At 67.3% G+C, this 15026-nt stretch carries 13 protein-coding genes; 4 read left to right on the top strand and 9 right to left on the bottom strand.

Features of this window, described 5'->3' with window-relative positions; translation table 11 throughout:
- Nucleotides 1-496: 496 nt before the first annotated feature.
- The 7 genes from HMPREF3165_RS10760 to lipB form a co-directional block, all read right to left on the bottom strand.
- A complete protein-coding gene (locus tag HMPREF3165_RS10760; RefSeq protein ID WP_004564771.1) occupies nucleotides 497-1297 on the bottom strand; it encodes an amino acid ABC transporter ATP-binding protein in 801 nt (266 codons plus the stop codon).
- Nucleotides 1294-2259, bottom strand: coding sequence for an amino acid ABC transporter permease (locus HMPREF3165_RS10755; protein WP_070513376.1), 966 nt, complete (start codon nucleotides 2257-2259; stop codon nucleotides 1294-1296). Before HMPREF3165_RS10755 ends, HMPREF3165_RS10760 begins: the two co-directional genes overlap by 4 nt.
- Nucleotides 2260-2262: 3 nt before the next feature.
- A complete protein-coding gene (locus HMPREF3165_RS10750) occupies nucleotides 2263-3183 on the bottom strand; it encodes an ABC transporter substrate-binding protein (protein ID WP_004564773.1) in 921 nt (306 codons plus the stop codon).
- 155 nt (nucleotides 3184-3338) lie between these two features.
- Complete coding sequence (gene glnA / locus HMPREF3165_RS10745; RefSeq protein WP_004564774.1) at nucleotides 3339-4763, bottom strand: type I glutamate--ammonia ligase; 1425 nt, start codon at nucleotides 4761-4763, stop codon at nucleotides 3339-3341.
- A gap of 192 nt (nucleotides 4764-4955) precedes the next feature.
- Nucleotides 4956-5711 carry a DUF4191 domain-containing protein gene (locus HMPREF3165_RS10740; protein ID WP_004564775.1) on the bottom strand — a complete coding sequence of 252 codons (756 nt, stop codon included), beginning with the start codon at nucleotides 5709-5711 and terminating at the stop codon, nucleotides 4956-4958.
- Between the two features lie 75 nt (nucleotides 5712-5786).
- Nucleotides 5787-6818 (bottom strand): lipoyl synthase, encoded by a 1032-nt coding sequence (locus tag HMPREF3165_RS10735; RefSeq protein ID WP_004564776.1) that lies wholly within the window; start codon nucleotides 6816-6818, stop codon nucleotides 5787-5789.
- Nucleotides 6819-6909: 91 nt separating this feature from the next.
- The gene (gene lipB, locus HMPREF3165_RS10730; protein WP_004564777.1) at nucleotides 6910-7611 is read right to left on the bottom strand and encodes a lipoyl(octanoyl) transferase LipB; all 702 of its coding nucleotides are present in this window, start codon (nucleotides 7609-7611) and stop codon (nucleotides 6910-6912) included.
- 102 nt (nucleotides 7612-7713) lie between these two features.
- On the opposite strand from lipB, the gene HMPREF3165_RS10725 reads away from it, so the two are divergent.
- The gene (locus tag HMPREF3165_RS10725; RefSeq protein ID WP_256275281.1) at nucleotides 7714-9444 is read left to right on the top strand and encodes a serine/threonine-protein kinase; all 1731 of its coding nucleotides are present in this window, start codon (nucleotides 7714-7716) and stop codon (nucleotides 9442-9444) included.
- 75 nt (nucleotides 9445-9519) lie between these two features.
- On the opposite strand, the gene HMPREF3165_RS10720 is transcribed toward HMPREF3165_RS10725, so the two are convergent.
- Nucleotides 9520-11787: an FAD-dependent oxidoreductase gene (locus tag HMPREF3165_RS10720; RefSeq protein WP_004564779.1), complete on the bottom strand. Its 2268-nt coding sequence runs from the start codon at nucleotides 11785-11787 to the stop codon at nucleotides 9520-9522.
- An 86-nt stretch (nucleotides 11788-11873) separates the two neighbouring features.
- Between HMPREF3165_RS10720 and HMPREF3165_RS10715 the strand changes: the two genes are divergently transcribed.
- The 3 genes from HMPREF3165_RS10715 (at nucleotide 11874) to HMPREF3165_RS10710 (ending at nucleotide 13850) form a co-directional block, all read left to right on the top strand.
- The gene (locus HMPREF3165_RS10715; RefSeq protein ID WP_070513373.1) at nucleotides 11874-12494 is read left to right on the top strand and encodes a TetR/AcrR family transcriptional regulator; all 621 of its coding nucleotides are present in this window, start codon (nucleotides 11874-11876) and stop codon (nucleotides 12492-12494) included.
- A 136-nt stretch (nucleotides 12495-12630) separates the two neighbouring features.
- Nucleotides 12631-12873, top strand: coding sequence for a hypothetical protein (locus tag HMPREF3165_RS13055; RefSeq protein WP_009406403.1), 243 nt, complete (start codon nucleotides 12631-12633; stop codon nucleotides 12871-12873).
- 2 nt (nucleotides 12874-12875) lie between these two features.
- Entirely contained in the window at nucleotides 12876-13850 is a 975-nt protein-coding gene (locus HMPREF3165_RS10710; RefSeq protein ID WP_070513370.1) for a Clp protease N-terminal domain-containing protein, read from the top strand.
- A gap of 143 nt (nucleotides 13851-13993) precedes the next feature.
- On the opposite strand, the gene sucB is transcribed toward HMPREF3165_RS10710, so the two are convergent.
- Nucleotides 13994-15026, bottom strand: a 1033-nt coding sequence (gene sucB, locus HMPREF3165_RS10705; RefSeq protein ID WP_070513367.1) for a 2-oxoglutarate dehydrogenase, E2 component, dihydrolipoamide succinyltransferase, incomplete at its 5' end; no start/stop codon positions are given.

Here is a 15026-nt window from a genome sequence, read left to right as displayed (position 1 = left end):
CTCCTAACCACCCCTCAACCTGGCGGGCATTCCTACATGAGGCACCGAAGACACCTCGCGGGCACCTCGACATGAGGCACCCCGTAGGCATCTTCCCATGTGAGAGTGCGCTTCGGAGCTGAAGCGGAAGCTTATCGGAAGAAGGTGGGTGAGAGGCGGTTCTTAATGATGAGGTTTTGCCTGAAATGGCGGGAAAAGATCCGTGGGGCGTCACCCGGTTGCTGATCGGGGTCCGTGGCGGTGCTCTCGATTCGATCCTGATCGACGACTCCATGGCCTCCATGGATCGCCCACGGGACCACGACGCCCGGCGTTGCGCCCTCAAACTGCGAGAACGAGGGCGCAACGCCGGGCCGAGACGGTATGTGAGGGCCGAGACGGTTTCTGCGGACCGAGGGCGCGGCACGGGGACCTCCCGCCGGGGGACGAACTCCCTCGGGACGGAGGCCGTCTCCGAGGGCGGCAGAGTGCTCTGCGCGCTGGAGGAGGGAGGCCCCTACAGCACGGAGGACAGGAAGGCACGGGTGCGCTCGTTGGCGGGTCGGTCGAGGACCTCGGAGGGGATGCCCCGCTCCACGACCACGCCGCCGTCCATGAAGATCAGCTGATCGCCGACCTCCCGGGCGAAGCCCATCTCGTGGGTGACCACGACCATCGTCATGCCGGAGGCGGCGAGGTCCTTCATCACCTGCAGCACCTCACCGACCAGCTCGGGATCCAGGGCCGAGGTCGGCTCGTCGAAGAGCATGAGCTCGGGGTCCATCGCCAGGGCCCGGGCGATCGCCACCCGCTGCTGCTGGCCGCCGGAGAGCTGGGAGGGGTAGTGGTCGAGGCGATCCCCCAGCCCCACCCGCTCCAGTAGCTCGATGCCGCGTTCACGGGCCTTGGCCTTTGGAGTCTTCTTGACCAGGACCGGTGCCTCCATGACGTTCTGCAGAGCCGTCATGTGGGGGAAGAGGTTGAAACGCTGGAAGACCATCCCGATCTTGGCGCGCTGAGCGGCGCGGGCCTTGTCCGATAGGGCGTGCAGTTCGATGCGCCCCCTGCGCTCGACCTCACGCATCCCGATGAGGTCGCCGTCGACCTTGATCCGGCCGGCGTCGATGGATTCCAGCTCATTGATACAGCGCAGCAGAGTCGACTTCCCCGAGCCCGACGGGCCGATGAGGACCGTCACCGAGCCGGGCGGGACGATGAGGTCGATGCCCCGCAGCACGTGCAGCTCACCGAAGAACTTGTGCAGGTCGCTGATCTCGACCTTGGGCGTCCCGGTTGCTGCCTGGGCGGATGTGCTCATGGGGTGACCTCCAGGAAGGGATTGTCCTTGGTGGTGTGCGCATCGAGGATGGCCTGCTGGCGGGCCGACAGGCCCCGGCCCGAGGAGGCGGAGGACTTGTCAGGGTCGAAGCCCTTGCCGTAGTAGCGCTCGATGTAGTGCTGCCCCACCATGAGGATCGAGGTGATGATGATGTACCAGATGGCCGCGACCAGAAGCAGCGGAATGATCTGGTAGGTCAGCGACGCGTAGGAGTTGGTGACGAAGGTCAGATCCAGGGTGAAGGGGACCGCCAGCACCAAGGAGGTCGTCTTGAGCATGGAGATCGTCTCGTTGCCGGTGGGCGGGACGATAACCCTCATCGCCTGGGGAAGGACGATCCTGCGCAGGATCTGGCCCCTGCTCATGCCCAGGGCACCTGCGGCCTCGCTCTGGCCCTTGTCCACTGAGTTCAGGCCCGAGCGGACAATCTCGGAGAGGTAGGCGCCTTCGTTGATGCCCAGCCCCAGGACCGCCGCGACGAAGGGGGTGAAGACCGTCGTCGTCTTGAAGGTCAGCAGCTCGGGACCGAAGGGGATGCCCAGACTCAGCTTCTGGTAGAGCGCGGACAGCGCACCCCAGAAGACCAGCTGGGTGTAGATCGGGGTGCCACGGAAGAACCACAGGTAGGCCAGCGCCACCCAGCGCAGGACCGGGTTGGAGGACTGGCGCAGGATCGCCGTGGTGACCGCGAGTACGATGCCGATGGCCATGGCCATGAACGTCAGCAGCAGCGTCCAGCCGACGGCTTTGACCACGTGGACCTCACGCAGGAAGAACCAGACCGTGGACCAGTGGAACTTCTCATTGGTGACCAGCCCGTGGATGAGCATGGCCCCCAGGACCGTGACGATCGCGGCACTGATCCACGTCCCCGGGCGGGGGACGGGCTTGGGATTGTTGAGGATGACCTTGTCGTCCTCAGAGGCGGGTGAGGCGGTCACTGCTCACTCCTTCACTGCGGGATTGAGTTCTGCGGTGGTCAGGGCGGCGTCCTTCACGCCCCAGTTGTCCAGGATCTTCTGCCAGATGCCGTGGTCCATGAGGTACTGGACGGCGGCCTGGATCGCGGCGGTGAACTGGGGGTCGGCCTTGGCGGTCACCACACCCTGGGGGGCGGCGTCCTCGATCTCACCGAGGGTGACGATCTGGCCATCGGTCAGCTCGACGGCGTAGCCGGCCACGGTGGAGTCCGAGTAGGTGGCGTCGATGGTGCCGCCCACAAGGCCGGTGGTGGCCTCGGACTGCTTGGAGTAGGAGCGTACGGACAGCACCGGCTTGCCCGCCTGGGCGCACTTGTCGGCGGCGTCGCGCATGGTGGTCTCCTGGGCGGTTCCCACCTGGACGCCGATGGTCCGTCCGCACAGCTTGAGGTGGTCAGAGGTCTCGACGCCCTTGGGGTTGCCGGCTTGGACGTTGAATCGCGAGCCCACGTTGATGTAGGCGGTCATGTCGACCTCCGCGGTCCGTTCGGGGGTGACGGTGAAGGAGGAGATGCCGGCGTCGTACTTCGAGCCGATCGAGGCGATGATGGAGTCGAACTCGGCGGTGTGCACCTTGCCCTTGACGCCCAGGACGGCGGCGATCGCGTTGGTCAGGTCGACGTCGTAGCCCACGGCCGTGCCCGAGGGGTCGAGGAACTCGGCCGGCGCGTAGTCCGTGGAGGCGGCCACGTCGAGGACACCGTCCTCAAGGGCGCCCTGAGGGAGCTTGGCAATGATGTCGGGCTGCGCCTGGATCGACGAGGTGTCGAAGGAGTGGATCTGCGAGCTCCGGTTCGCGTTCCAGTCAGCGGCGTTGGTGCATCCGCTGAGGACCAGGCAGGCGGTGGCTGCCAGCCCGAGGGAGGCGTGATGGCGGATCCTCATCGTGGGATCTCCTCTTCGGAGTGGATCAAGACAGAGAAAGAATATCCGCAATGCAGTATAGATATGCAAACTGGGATGGTGGCGTACAGCACGACGGCGGCCCTGAGCCTCGTGCGTAGGAGGCTCAGGGCCGCCGTCTGAGCTGGGTCACCGGCTCACAGGTCGTAGTAGAGCTGGAACTCGTAGGGGTGGGGGCGCAGCCGCAGCGGCTCGATCTCGTTGGTGCGCTTGTACTCGATCCAGGTCTCGATGAGGTCGGGGGTGAAGACGTCTCCCTCAGTGAGGAAGTCGTGGTCGTCCTCCAGGGCCTCCAGCGCCTCGTCCAGGCTGTCGGGGAGCTTGTCGATGTCGAAGTACTCCTCGGGAGCCAGCTCGTAGAGGTCCTTGTCGATGGGCTCGCGGGGCTCGATGCGGTTGCGGATGCCGTCAATTCCGGCCATGAGGACGGCGGCGAAGCACAGGTAGGGGTTGGAGGAGGGATCCGGCACCCGGTACTCCACCCGCTTGGCCTTGGGGGAGGAGCCCGTGACCGGGATGCGGATGCAGGCCGAGCGGTTGCGGGCCGAGTAGACCAGGTTGACCGGCGCCTCGAAGCCGGGGACCAGGCGGTGGAAGGAGTTCACCGACGGGTTGGTGAAGGCCAGCAGCGCCGGGGCATGGGCCAGGATCCCACCGATGTACCAGCGGGCGAGGTCCGAGAGCTGGCCGTAGCCCCGCTCGTCGAAGAACAGTGGCTTGCCGTCCTTCCACAGCGAGTGATGGGTGTGCATGCCCGAACCGTTGTCGCCGAAGATCGGCTTGGGCATGAAGGTGGCTGTCTTGCCGTTGCGCCAGGCCTCATTCTTGATGATGTACTTGAACTTCATCATGTCGTCGCCCGCGGCTAGCAGAGAGCTGAAACGGTAGTTGATCTCCTGCTGTCCGGCGGTCCCGACCTCGTGATGGGCCCGTTCGATCTCCAGTCCGGAGGCGAGGCAGGTGCGGACCATGCGATCACGGATATCGGCCATCTGATCGTTGGGGGAGACGGGGAAGTAGCCGCCCTTGAAAGCGGTCTTGTATCCCTTGTTGCCGCCCTCCTCCTCGCGGCCGGTGTTCCAGGCCGCCTCGCAGGAGTCGATGGCGTAGAAGGACTCGGCTGGCGAGGCCTCGTAGCGCACCGAGTCGAAGAGATAGAACTCGGCCTCGGCCCCGATGTAGCAGGTGTCGGCGATTCCGGTGGAGCGCAGGTAGTCCTCGGCCTTGGCGGCGATCGAGCGGGGGTCGCGCGAGTAGACCTCGTCCGTGAAGGGGTCGACGATCGAGAAGTTGACGACCAGGGTCTTCTCCTCGCGGAACGGGTCCAGGAAGGCGGTGGTCACATCGGGAACCAGCTTCATGTCCGACTCGTGGATCGCGGTGAAGCCTCGGATTGATGAGCCGTCGAACATCAGGCCGTCAGTGAGGGCCTCGTCCTTGAAGGCGGCCACAGGAATGGTGAAGTGCTGCATGACGCCGGGTAGGTCGCAGAACCGCACATCGACCAGCGCGACATTCTCCGTCTCGATGAACGTCAGTGCCTCGGATGCGTCCTTGAACATATCTCCTCCAGGTGGGAACGGCGCACATACTTCACACGTATGCACTGTGGCTGACGGCGGTCACTATATTGACGTTACCGTGACAAAGGAATGGCGTCAGTGTTGCCTGAGTGTTTCGCCCGTTGATCGCCGGACTCCTCGAGTCGGCAGGGCCCTGTGTCATGGGGGAAGGAGGTGATCTGGGGCGGAGGTTCAGCGTCCGCGCATGGCGCGGCGGTCGGGGCGGACCCGATTGGGGTCGATGTGCTTGGGGATCGGCAGGTTCTTGCCCGCCATCGACGTCAGACGCTTGGAGACCTGAGTGATCTCGCTGTCAGTCAGTGACGTGGGCTTGGTTGGAAGCTGGCGCAGCGTCTTGGTCAGGTCGGTCAGGCGCACCTGTCCGGCGTCGGTGCCCACCTGAAGGGTGTGGATGGGGACGGTCGACAGCAGCCGATGGACCTTGCGCTCCTCCTCGGCCAGCATGCGGCGGGTTCGGGTGCTGGGTCCCTCCGCGATGAGAACGACGCCGGGGCGTCCCACCAGCCGCCACACGAGGTCCTGGTCCTTGGTGAAGGCCACGGGCTCGGGCTCCACAAACCAGCCCCGACCGATCTGGTCCAGAACGGCCTTCGCCGCTCCTGGCATTCCCTCGATCTGGGAGAAGGAAGCGCGGCGCACCGTGAACGACAGAATAACCATGTCGATCATGAGCGCCATGAGGATGCCCACCATCAGCCAGTACCACAGGGACAGTCCGTAACCGAAGGAGACAGCGGCCCCCAGTGCGAGGCACGTGGCGAGCACCGCCAGCATCGTCCACCCGATCCACGGGTAGCTTCGCCGCGAGATCGTGTAGGAGTCCTTGATGTTCTGAAGGTACTGAGCCAGCCGGCGCTTCTTCTTCGGCTGGGGGGACTGGGCACTACTCACGGGCACACCATAGACGACGTTGGTGCGCCGGCACACATGGTCTCGCCGTCAGCGTGGCAGGCCGGTGCGCACCGGGAACCCGGTCGGCTGCGTGGGACCCGCGCCTCGCCTTCAGCAGGCGGCGGCGAGGTGGGGGTGGGCTCCCAGCAGGGCCGACGCCTCCTGGCGGGCGGTGGCCGGCTCGGCGAGCTGCGAGAGGTGCTCGGGGATGGGGCGACCGCGCTTGACCATGGCCCGTCCCCATAGCATGCCGGCGCGGTAGGAGGAACGCACCATGGGGCCGCTCATGACGGCGGCGAATCCGATCTCCTCGGCCAGGCGGCTGAGATCCACGAACTCCTGAGGCTTGACCCAGCGGTCAACAGGGTGGTGCAGCTTGGAGGGGCGCAGGTACTGGGTGATGGTGAGGATGTCGCAACGCGCCTCCACCAGGGCGGCCATGGCCGCCTCGATCTCGTCACGGGTCTCGCCCATGCCCAGGATGAGGTTGGACTTGGTGACCAGTCCTGCCTCCGCGGCGGCCGTGATGACGTCGAGACTGCCCTGGTAGGAGAAGGCCGGCCGGATCCGCTTGAAGATGCGCGGGACCGTCTCCAGGTTGTGGCCGAGAACCTCAGGGCGCGAGGAGAAGACGTCCTCAAGCGCGTCGGGGTTTCCCTTGAAGTCGGGGATGAGCAGCTCGACACCGGTGCCCGGCGAGAGCTCGTGCACCTGGCGGGCGGTCTCGGCGTAGAGCCAGGCGCCACCGTCGGGACGGTCGTCGCGGGCCACCCCGGTGACGGTGGCGTAGCGCAGGTCCATCTCCTTGATCGAGACCGCCACACGCCGGGGCTCATCGACGTCGTACTCGGTGGGGCGGCCGGTGGCGATGTCGCAGAAGTCGCAGCGTCGGGTGCACATCTCGCCGCCCACCAGGAAAGTGGCCTCACGGTCATTCCAGCACTCGTAGATGTTGGGGCAGTTCGCCTCGGCACACACCGTGTGCAGGCTCTTCTCCCGAACCAGGCCGCGGACCTCCTGGTAGGTGTCGGAGACGACGGCGCGGGTGCGCAGCCAGTCGGGCTTGGACTCAATGGGGGTCTGGGCATTGCGCGCCTCAACCCGCAAGAGCTTACGTCCCTCAGGGGCCACGGTGGTGCTCACGTCTACCTCTCCTCGCTGACGACGGTTCTACGGGGAGTCTAGTACGCTCCCGAGGTTCTTAGGACCTCCGGCCTAGGAGTAAGGCCTGTTGTCACGTGGCATCCGCCACCAAGGGCAACAGGTGGCTCTCCAGGGTGGATACCAAGGCGTCCGCGGGAGCGCCGGTCGCCAGGTGCCGGCCGGTCTCCGCTGCCAGTGAGGTCACTCCGGCGTCGTCGATTCCGCAGGGAATGATGCGATCCAGGGAGAAGGCCTCCAGGTCGGGATCGACGTTCAGGCCGATCCCGTGCATGGTCACGCCGCGGGCGACCCTCACCCCCAGGGCGCAGATCTTGCGCTCGGGGCGCGCAAGCTGATCCGCCTCGCCCGCGGCTTCAGGATCGGCCGGCAGCCAGACCCCGGAGCGCTCCTCGACACGGATCGTCTCCAGTCCGTAGAGGCCGCACAGGTCAATGACGGCAGCCTCCAGGGCCCGTACGTAGCGGATGACGTCAATGGGCTGGGCCAGGCGCAGGATCGGGTATACGGTCAGCTGTCCGGGCCCGTGCCAGGTGGTCTTGCCGCCACGGTCCACGTCGACCACCGGTACGTGACCGGGCTCGACGACGTCAGCGCTGGGCCGCTCCCAGGAGTGGGCCCTCCTGCCAACGGTGTAGACCGGTTCGTGCTCCACGAGTAGAAGGGTCGAGGGGCGGCGCCCCTCCACGATCTCGCCGTGAACATCCCTCTGCCGCTGCCAGCCCTCATGGAAGGGGATGAGCCGGGAACCGAGCTCCATGTCCTCACGCAGCACGGGTGCAGTCTACGTGACCACAACCGGCCCCCGAACCCGAGTTATCCACAGGCCGGTCGAAAGGGCTGGTCATCACGGTGCGCCGTGATGACCATGGAGTGCATGAGCCCGACGACGTGCCCCCGCCCCGCCGACCGCCCCGGAGATGGCGCCTCCCACCGTCCCCGGCCCCGACGCCGTCCCGTACCTCGCCGGCGACTGCGGCCGCGCTGCGCGGGCGCCCCTCGCGCCGGCTCACTGCCTCCCTCGGACGCGGAGCCGAGCATCCCTGACTCGGCGCTCGGCGCCCTGTCGCAGCAGGGCTACACCATCGGTGAGGTCATGGGGCGTTCCACTGCCCCCAGCGCCCCTCGCCGTAGCCTCGATGCGCAGGGCCGCCATGTGGTCATCCGGGTCGTCGACCTGCCCCACGGACGTGCTGGAGCCATAGTCTTGCGGCGCTTGGCCGACCTGCGCGTCCTGCGCCACCCCGGCCTGGTCACCGTGCGGGAGGTGGTCTCGCTGCCCGAGCGTCGGGCGGGCGTCATCATGGACCTCGTCGACGGGGCGGGACTCGACGTGGTTCTGGGGGCGCGAGGACGGCTGAACGTCTCCTCGCTGGCCACGCTCCTGGACGTTCTGGGCTCGGCACTGGCCTACCTGCACGAGCACGGAGCGACCCACGGGGACGTATCGAGTGGCAACGTCCTGGTGACCGCCGATGGGCACCCGGTCCTCGTCGACCTGCTGGGCTCCGTCATGGAGACGGGCACGCAGGAGTATGCCGCGCCGGAACGCCTCGCCGGTGCCCCGCCTTCCGCGGCCGGTGACGTCTACGCCCTGGCCCGTCTGCTGACCGAGTGCTCGGGGCAGGGCGGTACCGCCTCCCGGCGCCTGGCGGGAATCCTGACTGATGCCCTGGCCGAGGAGCCCGCAGACCGTCCCACCGCACGGGATCTGGCGGCCCGGGCACCTCAGCTCGGGCAGGCCTCACCCATCGAACTGCCTGACGGCGCCCGCATGGCTGCAGGCTCCCTGCGAGCAGCAGCCCGCACCCCGACCCGCACGGTCGGCTCCAGGCTCAGGCCCAAAGCCCGACCGAGCCGCCGGCCGAGGACGAGGAGCGAGCCACGGAACAACCATGGCAGTGCCGGCCGCACCGGGCGAGGGCCCGCGGCCATACGCTGGGGGAGAAGAGGAGGATCAGGGCGCTCGCGCACCCGCGCCTGGGGACTTACGGCAGTGGCGCTGGTGGCCATCTGCCTGGCCGCCTGGGGGCCGGCCAAGGCCCTGGTGTCGCACAGGCCCGTGTGGGCGCTCAGAGCGGCCGCCGGCCCGACAGCATCGGCGCGGCCGCTGACCTCCTCCCGCGCCGGAGCCATCCCTTCAGGTAGCCCGTCTCCCTTAGTCGCCGGGAGCTCAGTCGCAACGGCGTCGACGCAGGCTCCTGGCGGGAGCGGCGGCGTCGACGTGGCCAGCGTCGTCGTCGGACTGTCCGCGGCTCGAGACCGGGCCCTCATGGCCGGCGATGCCGTCGCTCTGGCTGCCACGACGGTACCGGGGTCGCCCGCGGCGCGGGCCGATACTCAGGTTCTCACCGAGCTGTCCGACTCCGGAGAAGGCGTCAAGGAGCTGCACACCTCCGTCAGCCAGGTCGCTGAGGTGAGGCTGCCTGATGACGCGGCGGAGCAGTGGGCCGGCGCGAGAGCGGTCCAGGTGACGCTGTCTCAAAGCGCCTCAACACGTTCGGGGCCTGAGGGAACGCGGACGGTTCCGGCCCTCGCACCCCGCCAGGTCGTGCTCATCGTCGTCCCGGAGCCGTGGCGCGTCGCGGACATTCGAGCCGTGGAGTGACCTCTAAGGGGCACCGCAGGCCAGGCTCGGTCGACGATCGGAGCGAACTCAGGGTGGATACGGGCCGTGTGGGGCTCAGTAGGGCTCGGTCAGGACCGACGTGTAGCCCTCGTGCTCGAGCACGTCTCGTGCGTCTGCCACCATCGCCGCCGAACCGCACAGGTAGACGTCTGTGCACTCGGGATCGAGCTGGAGATCGTGAGCGAGCGCGGTGAGGGCCTGGGTGACTCGTCCGTGGAACGCGTCCGGAGCCTCCTGGCGGCTCAGACAGCGCACGACGGTCCCCGGCAAGGGGGAGCTGATCCTGGTGGTCAGGTCCTCCTCCTGGTGACGGCACCCGAAGAGCAGAGTGTCGTGCTCCAGGCCGGGAGCGTGAGCGAACATGGCCAGCATGGGTGCGATCCCCGTGCCGGTGGCGATGAACAGGCGGCGCCTGCCCGAGTCGGCGAGCCCGAAACCGCCCAGGGGCAGCTCCACCACTGTCTGCGCGCCCGTGTCCGCGTTCTCAATGAACTGGGAACCTCGGCCGCCTGTCCGGGTGGAGATGAGCAGACGAAGACGATCCTCCTCCAGCCCCGCGATCGAGTAGTCACGCCATGCGTCATCGCCCACGTGCAGACGGGCGAACTGCCCTGGCGCCCACGAGCCGATCCTGCCGTCCAGCTGCAGCTCCGCCTCCCACACGCTGGGAGTCAGACGCCGTTTGGAGACCAGGGTGGCGAGGTGCTTGCCCTCGGGCAGTGGGTGCACTGCGCGAGACTCAGGAGTCTCGGGCCTCTCGCGCAGAGCGGAGGCGATGGTGGGATACCCGCGGGGCCCAAGGACCTGGCACGCGGCTGCGACTCCGCCCATCATGGCTCCCATGATGCCGGCGCTCCCGGCATCCTGTCCGGAGAGGAACAGACCGGGGACGGCCGTGCGCGGTCCCAGGGGGCGGGACCGGAACCTCAGCGGAGTGGCCGGAGGACCGTAGAAGGCCCCGGCGGGATGAGCGGTGTAGTGCTCGTAGGTCAAAGGAGTGGAGGTCTCCACGTAGTCCACGAGCTCGGTCAGCCCCGGAGCCGCGCTCTCAGCCAGTTCCAGCATGCCTTGGGCGATGCGCTCCTTGAGAGCGAAGTACTCGGGGCCGCGGTTTTCTCGGGGCTGCTCGGCCCACTGCCGGAAGGCTCGCGCGTCACAGAAGGAGATGAGCTCGGCGGTATGTGGGGACTCGCCGGACTTCAGAGAGGGGAAGGAGACGAAGACATCGTGAGGGCGCCCCTCGAGCAGCGAATCGCTGTACCGTTGTGCACCCTCGTGATCGAGGTCCCGGTTCACCCAGATGTTTCCACCATCAATGCCGATGCTGCGCGGGTCATCACGCAAGCGTAGGAAGACGGTGACCGCGGACGTGCCCGTACCCAGGTGCTCCAGCGAGCGGCGTGCGGGCCCGGTGCGTCTCCCGATCTCTCCGAATGTGGGCAACAGACGGTTGAAGGTGTTGGAGGCGCCGATGGCGGACACGATGACCGGGGCGCGGTAGACGCGTTCGCGTACCTGGGCGCCGCGGTGGTCCATGACTCGGACCCCGACCGCCGTCCCGTTCTCGGTGAGGATCTCGGTGACCTCCTGCGCGACGCGGACAGCGCCTCCGGCCTGCTCGATGCCCTTCTCGAAGGTGCGGGCGATCCGAGCGCTGCCACCGCGGGGGAACCAGGCGCCCTCGAGGTAGTGGGAGACAATCAGCGCGTGCACGGCAAAGGCCGATCGGGACGGCGGCAGGCCGTAGTCCCCCCACTGACTGGCCAGGACGGCCTTGAGCCTGGGGGAGCGGAAGTGGGAATCCAGATACGCCTTCGTCGTCTGAGTGGCTTTCCGGCCTCCCAGGCGCTGGGCGGCCCTGAGCAGCGAGGCCGCAGGTCGGGGGACCATCCCCTGGACGAAGCTCAGCGTCAGCCACCGTGTCACCCGGCGAACATCCTGGAAGTAACGGTGAATGGCTCTGGCCTCCTGGGGGAACGCGGCAACCAGATCACGCTCGTACCGAACTGGATCGCTGCTGACGCGCAGGTCCACGCCCGGGTAGACGAACCTGTCATAGGAGTCGGGCATACGGTTCCACTCCAGCTCGCCACCAGAGAGGTAGTCGAAGTAGGCGTGGCCCTGGCTTCCGGGGCCAAGCTGACCGATGTAGTGCACCCCCACATCCCAGGAGGCGCCGTCACGCCGGAAGGTGTGCGTCAGTCCGCCCGGTTCCGTGTGCCGCTCCAGGACCAGAACTCGCTTGCCGGCGGCCCGCGCCAGCAGGCCGGCAGTCGTCAGTCCTCCAATGCCCGAACCGATCACGATGACGTCGTAGGACATCCCTTACCCCTCCAAAACTAGACAGTGTCAAGTCAGCATAGCAGTCAACTGGACACTGTCTAGTAGTTCGGTTCTAGACTCCTTCCATGACCTCTGAAACGACAGGCGCCTCAGGGCGCCACGGCGGCCGGGATCTGCGCTCCGAGCTGCTGCGAACCAGCAGGGAGCTCCTCGATGAAGCCGGCCCCAGTGCCCTGAGTATGCGAGAGGTTGCACGTCGTGCCGGCTGTACGCACCAGGCGCCGTACCACTACTTCGCAAACCGCGAGGCCATCCTGGCGGCCTTGGTATGTGAGGGCTTCGATGAGCTCGCGGACAGGCTCGCTGTGGCGCACGAGGGGCTTGGGGATGCGGATCTGCATGCGGTTTTGGTGGCCTCGGGAAACGCCTATGTTGAGTTCGCGCTACGTCACCCCGGGGTGTTCCGGGTGATGTTCCGGCCCGACGTCTGCGATCCCGAGCGCTTCCCGGAGGTGGTGCAGGCCGGCGATCGTGCGCGTCGGGAGCTGGCCCGCCTGGCGAAGGCCATGATGGGCGATGGTGCTCAGGTCGAGGCGGAGGTCCTGATCTGGTCCGGCGTGCACGGCCTGGCCTCGCTGCTCCTCGACGGCCCCTTGGCGGGCGAGTTCAGCTCCACGGAGGATCGCATCGACTTTGCTCGCGGCGTCGTCGGCCTTGCTGAGGTGTCTGTGGCGAGCAGGGACTGAGGGCGTGGGAGTCGGCTCAGTGGTGGGTGTGTGGCGTAAGTGGAAGAAGGTGCTCGGCCTCCGGACTGAATGTCCTTGTTGGAGATGAGTAGCAACATAGGTTGACAAAGTAGTTTCGTCAACCTAGGTTGCTCGCATGGATGCGCTCACCGCAGCCACTGAGGCTGCTGACACCACTCGCCCCGAGGACGGGCTACGAGCCGTGGCGGCTCTGCGACGACTGACGGACAGCCTTGAGCTTGCGCAGGTCGAGGCCGCTCTGCGCGCGGGCATGGGATGGATCGAGATCGCCTCCTGTCTTGGAGTCTCTCGTCAGGCAGTCCACAAGAAGTACGCAAAGCGAGTTCAGCCCGGATTGGCCCCGACCCGAAGGAGATGACGATGCCCGCCGTTAACCACTACCTGACCTGGCTCGAAGCCACGCACGCGGAAGCCGCGCGCCTTCGCCACCGGGAGGTCGAGCCGGAGCATATGCTCCTCGGTCTCCTCGCCCAAGGCGGGACGGCTGCGGCCGTCTTGGCGGCCCAGGGCGTGACTCTCACGCGAGCGCGTGCCGCCGTCGACGACATGGCTCATGCGGATCTTGCGCGCGTGGGCATCAACCTTCCCGACGCGCTCAGGCCTGCGCCGATCTCAGCCGAAGAGCTGACTGCGAATGCGGGAGGGGAGATTCCCCTCTCGGACGCTGCCGCCGAGTTCATTGACGACATGGGGGCTTCATTCAGCACCAGCGCTCAGGCTTTGCAAGCCCTCATCTCCTCATCCACCGTCTCGCTCCAGTCGCCGGTCGTCAGGCTTCTTGTTCACTGCGGTGTTGATGTCGGCTACCTGCGCACTGAGCTCAGTGAGATAGCGGGCAACGAGGAATCGTCCTGGGGACGCTACCGGATGACTGATGAGTACCGTGGGTACGGCCTGGATCGGGTCCTGAGTCAGGAACGCTTCATCTCAGCGTCAGCGGCTCAGCTGGCCGCCCTACTCAGGGACCCGGACCGGCTCACGTGGTGGGGGATGCCCCGACAGCAGCTGGTTGAGGTTCTTTCCGACGGCGCCGTGCAGAGGGGGGAGGGGCGACGTCGGACCGTCTTCCTGAGGTGGCGGCTGGAGACGGCCGTGGACACGAGGGTTACCTGGTCGTGCACCGTCGTCTCAGGGCGTCGCGACGGTGAGGTGGCCTTCGTGAAGGATCTGCACCTGATCGAGGCACCGGGTGGCACTCGTGTCCGTCTGGTCCTGGCGCATCGCACATGGGGGCGGCTGGGGGCGCTGCTCTACCCGATCGTCTGGCGCGGGACTCGTCTGGGGCTGGAGAACACGCTCGCCGGTATCGCGCGGGCTGCAGCGGAGGACTCCTGAGCCGAGCCGCGAGCCGGGAATGGACCTCGGCGCTTGCTGTGTGCCCGAGTACAGGACCCGATATCCCGGGTACAACGAACGGGGCCCCGCACCGTGATGGTGCGGGGCCCCGTTGTTGACGGCCTAGCGGGCCGAGCGCAGGCTCACAGCCCCAGCTCGCCGCCGAAGTCGCCCTCCTCGAGGCGCTTCTTGACCGTCATGAGGTAGCGGGCCGCGTCCGCGCCGTCCACCAGTCGGTGGTCGTAGGACAGGGCCAGGTAGCACACCGAGCGGATGGCGATGACCTCGCCGCCGTCGGCATCCTTGATGACGCGCGGCTGGCGCTGGATGGCGCCCAGGCCCAGGATCGCGACCTCCGGCTGGTTGATGATCGGGGTGTCGAACAGGGCACCGCCGCTGCCGGTGTTGGTGATCGTGAAGGTCGAGCCGCTGAGCTCATCGGGGTTGACCTTGTTGTCCCGGGTACGGGCGGCCAGGTCGTTGATGCGCTTGGCCAGCCCGGGGATGTTGAGGTCCCCGGCGTTCTTGACCACCGGCACGAGCAGGCCGCGCGGCGTGTCCACCGCGATGCCGACGTGCTCGACATCGTGGTAGGTGACGTTCTTGCCCTCGATGGAGGCGTTGATCTTCGGGTGGGCCTTGAGGGCCTCCGTCGCCGCCTGGACGAAGAAGGGCAGGAAAGTCAGCTTGGTGCCGTTCTTGGCCAGGAAGTCGTTCTTCGCGCGGGCCCGCAGAGCGGCCACGCGAGTCACGTCCACCTCGACGACGGTGGTCAGCTGGGCGGAGGTCTGCAGGGAGTCGATCATGCGATCGGCGATGACCTGACGCAGTCGGCTCATCTTCTCCGTGCGGCCGCGCAGGGTGGTGTCCACCTCGGGCTTGGCCGAGGCCGGCTTGGCCGCGGCGGCGGGCGCCGACGCCTCAGTAGCCGGAGCCGGGGCGGCTGCCGCAGCGCGGGCCTCCTCGGCGGCCTTGGCGGCAGCCTCCACGTCCTGCTTGCGGATGCGTCCGCCCACACCCGTACCGGTGACGGTGGACAGGTCCACACCCTTGTCCTTGGCGAGCTTGCGCACGATCGGCGTGACGTAGGAACCCGAGGCTCCAGAGCTCACCGGGGCGGCGGCTGCAGGCGCCGCGGTCGCAGCTGGGGCGGCGGGTGCCGGCGCCTCAGCGGCC

It is taken from the genome of Actinomyces sp. HMSC08A09, from assembly GCF_001807465.1.
In the GTDB taxonomy this organism is placed as follows: Bacteria; Actinomycetota; Actinomycetes; order Actinomycetales; family Actinomycetaceae; genus Actinomyces; species Actinomyces oris.
This window is presented reverse-complemented; position numbering and strand designations above follow the sequence as displayed.

Excerpts from the sequence above, each read along its gene's own strand:
- HMPREF3165_RS10760 (WP_004564771.1), bottom strand. The coding sequence starts at position 1,297 with ATGAGCACATCCGCCCAGGCAGCAACCGGGACGCCCAAGGTCGAGATC.
- HMPREF3165_RS10750 (WP_004564773.1), bottom strand. The coding sequence starts at position 3,183 with ATGAGGATCCGCCATCACGCCTCCCTCGGGCTGGCAGCCACCGCCTGC.
- glnA (WP_004564774.1), bottom strand. The coding sequence starts at position 4,763 with ATGTTCAAGGACGCATCCGAGGCACTGACGTTCATCGAGACGGAGAAT.
- HMPREF3165_RS10725 (WP_256275281.1), top strand. The coding sequence starts at position 7,714 with ATGAGCCCGACGACGTGCCCCCGCCCCGCCGACCGCCCCGGAGATGGC.
- HMPREF3165_RS10720 (WP_004564779.1), bottom strand. The coding sequence starts at position 11,787 with ATGTCCTACGACGTCATCGTGATCGGTTCGGGCATTGGAGGACTGACG.
- HMPREF3165_RS10715 (WP_070513373.1), top strand. The coding sequence starts at position 11,874 with ATGACCTCTGAAACGACAGGCGCCTCAGGGCGCCACGGCGGCCGGGAT.
- HMPREF3165_RS13055 (WP_009406403.1), top strand. The coding sequence starts at position 12,631 with ATGGATGCGCTCACCGCAGCCACTGAGGCTGCTGACACCACTCGCCCC.
- HMPREF3165_RS10710 (WP_070513370.1), top strand. The coding sequence starts at position 12,876 with ATGCCCGCCGTTAACCACTACCTGACCTGGCTCGAAGCCACGCACGCG.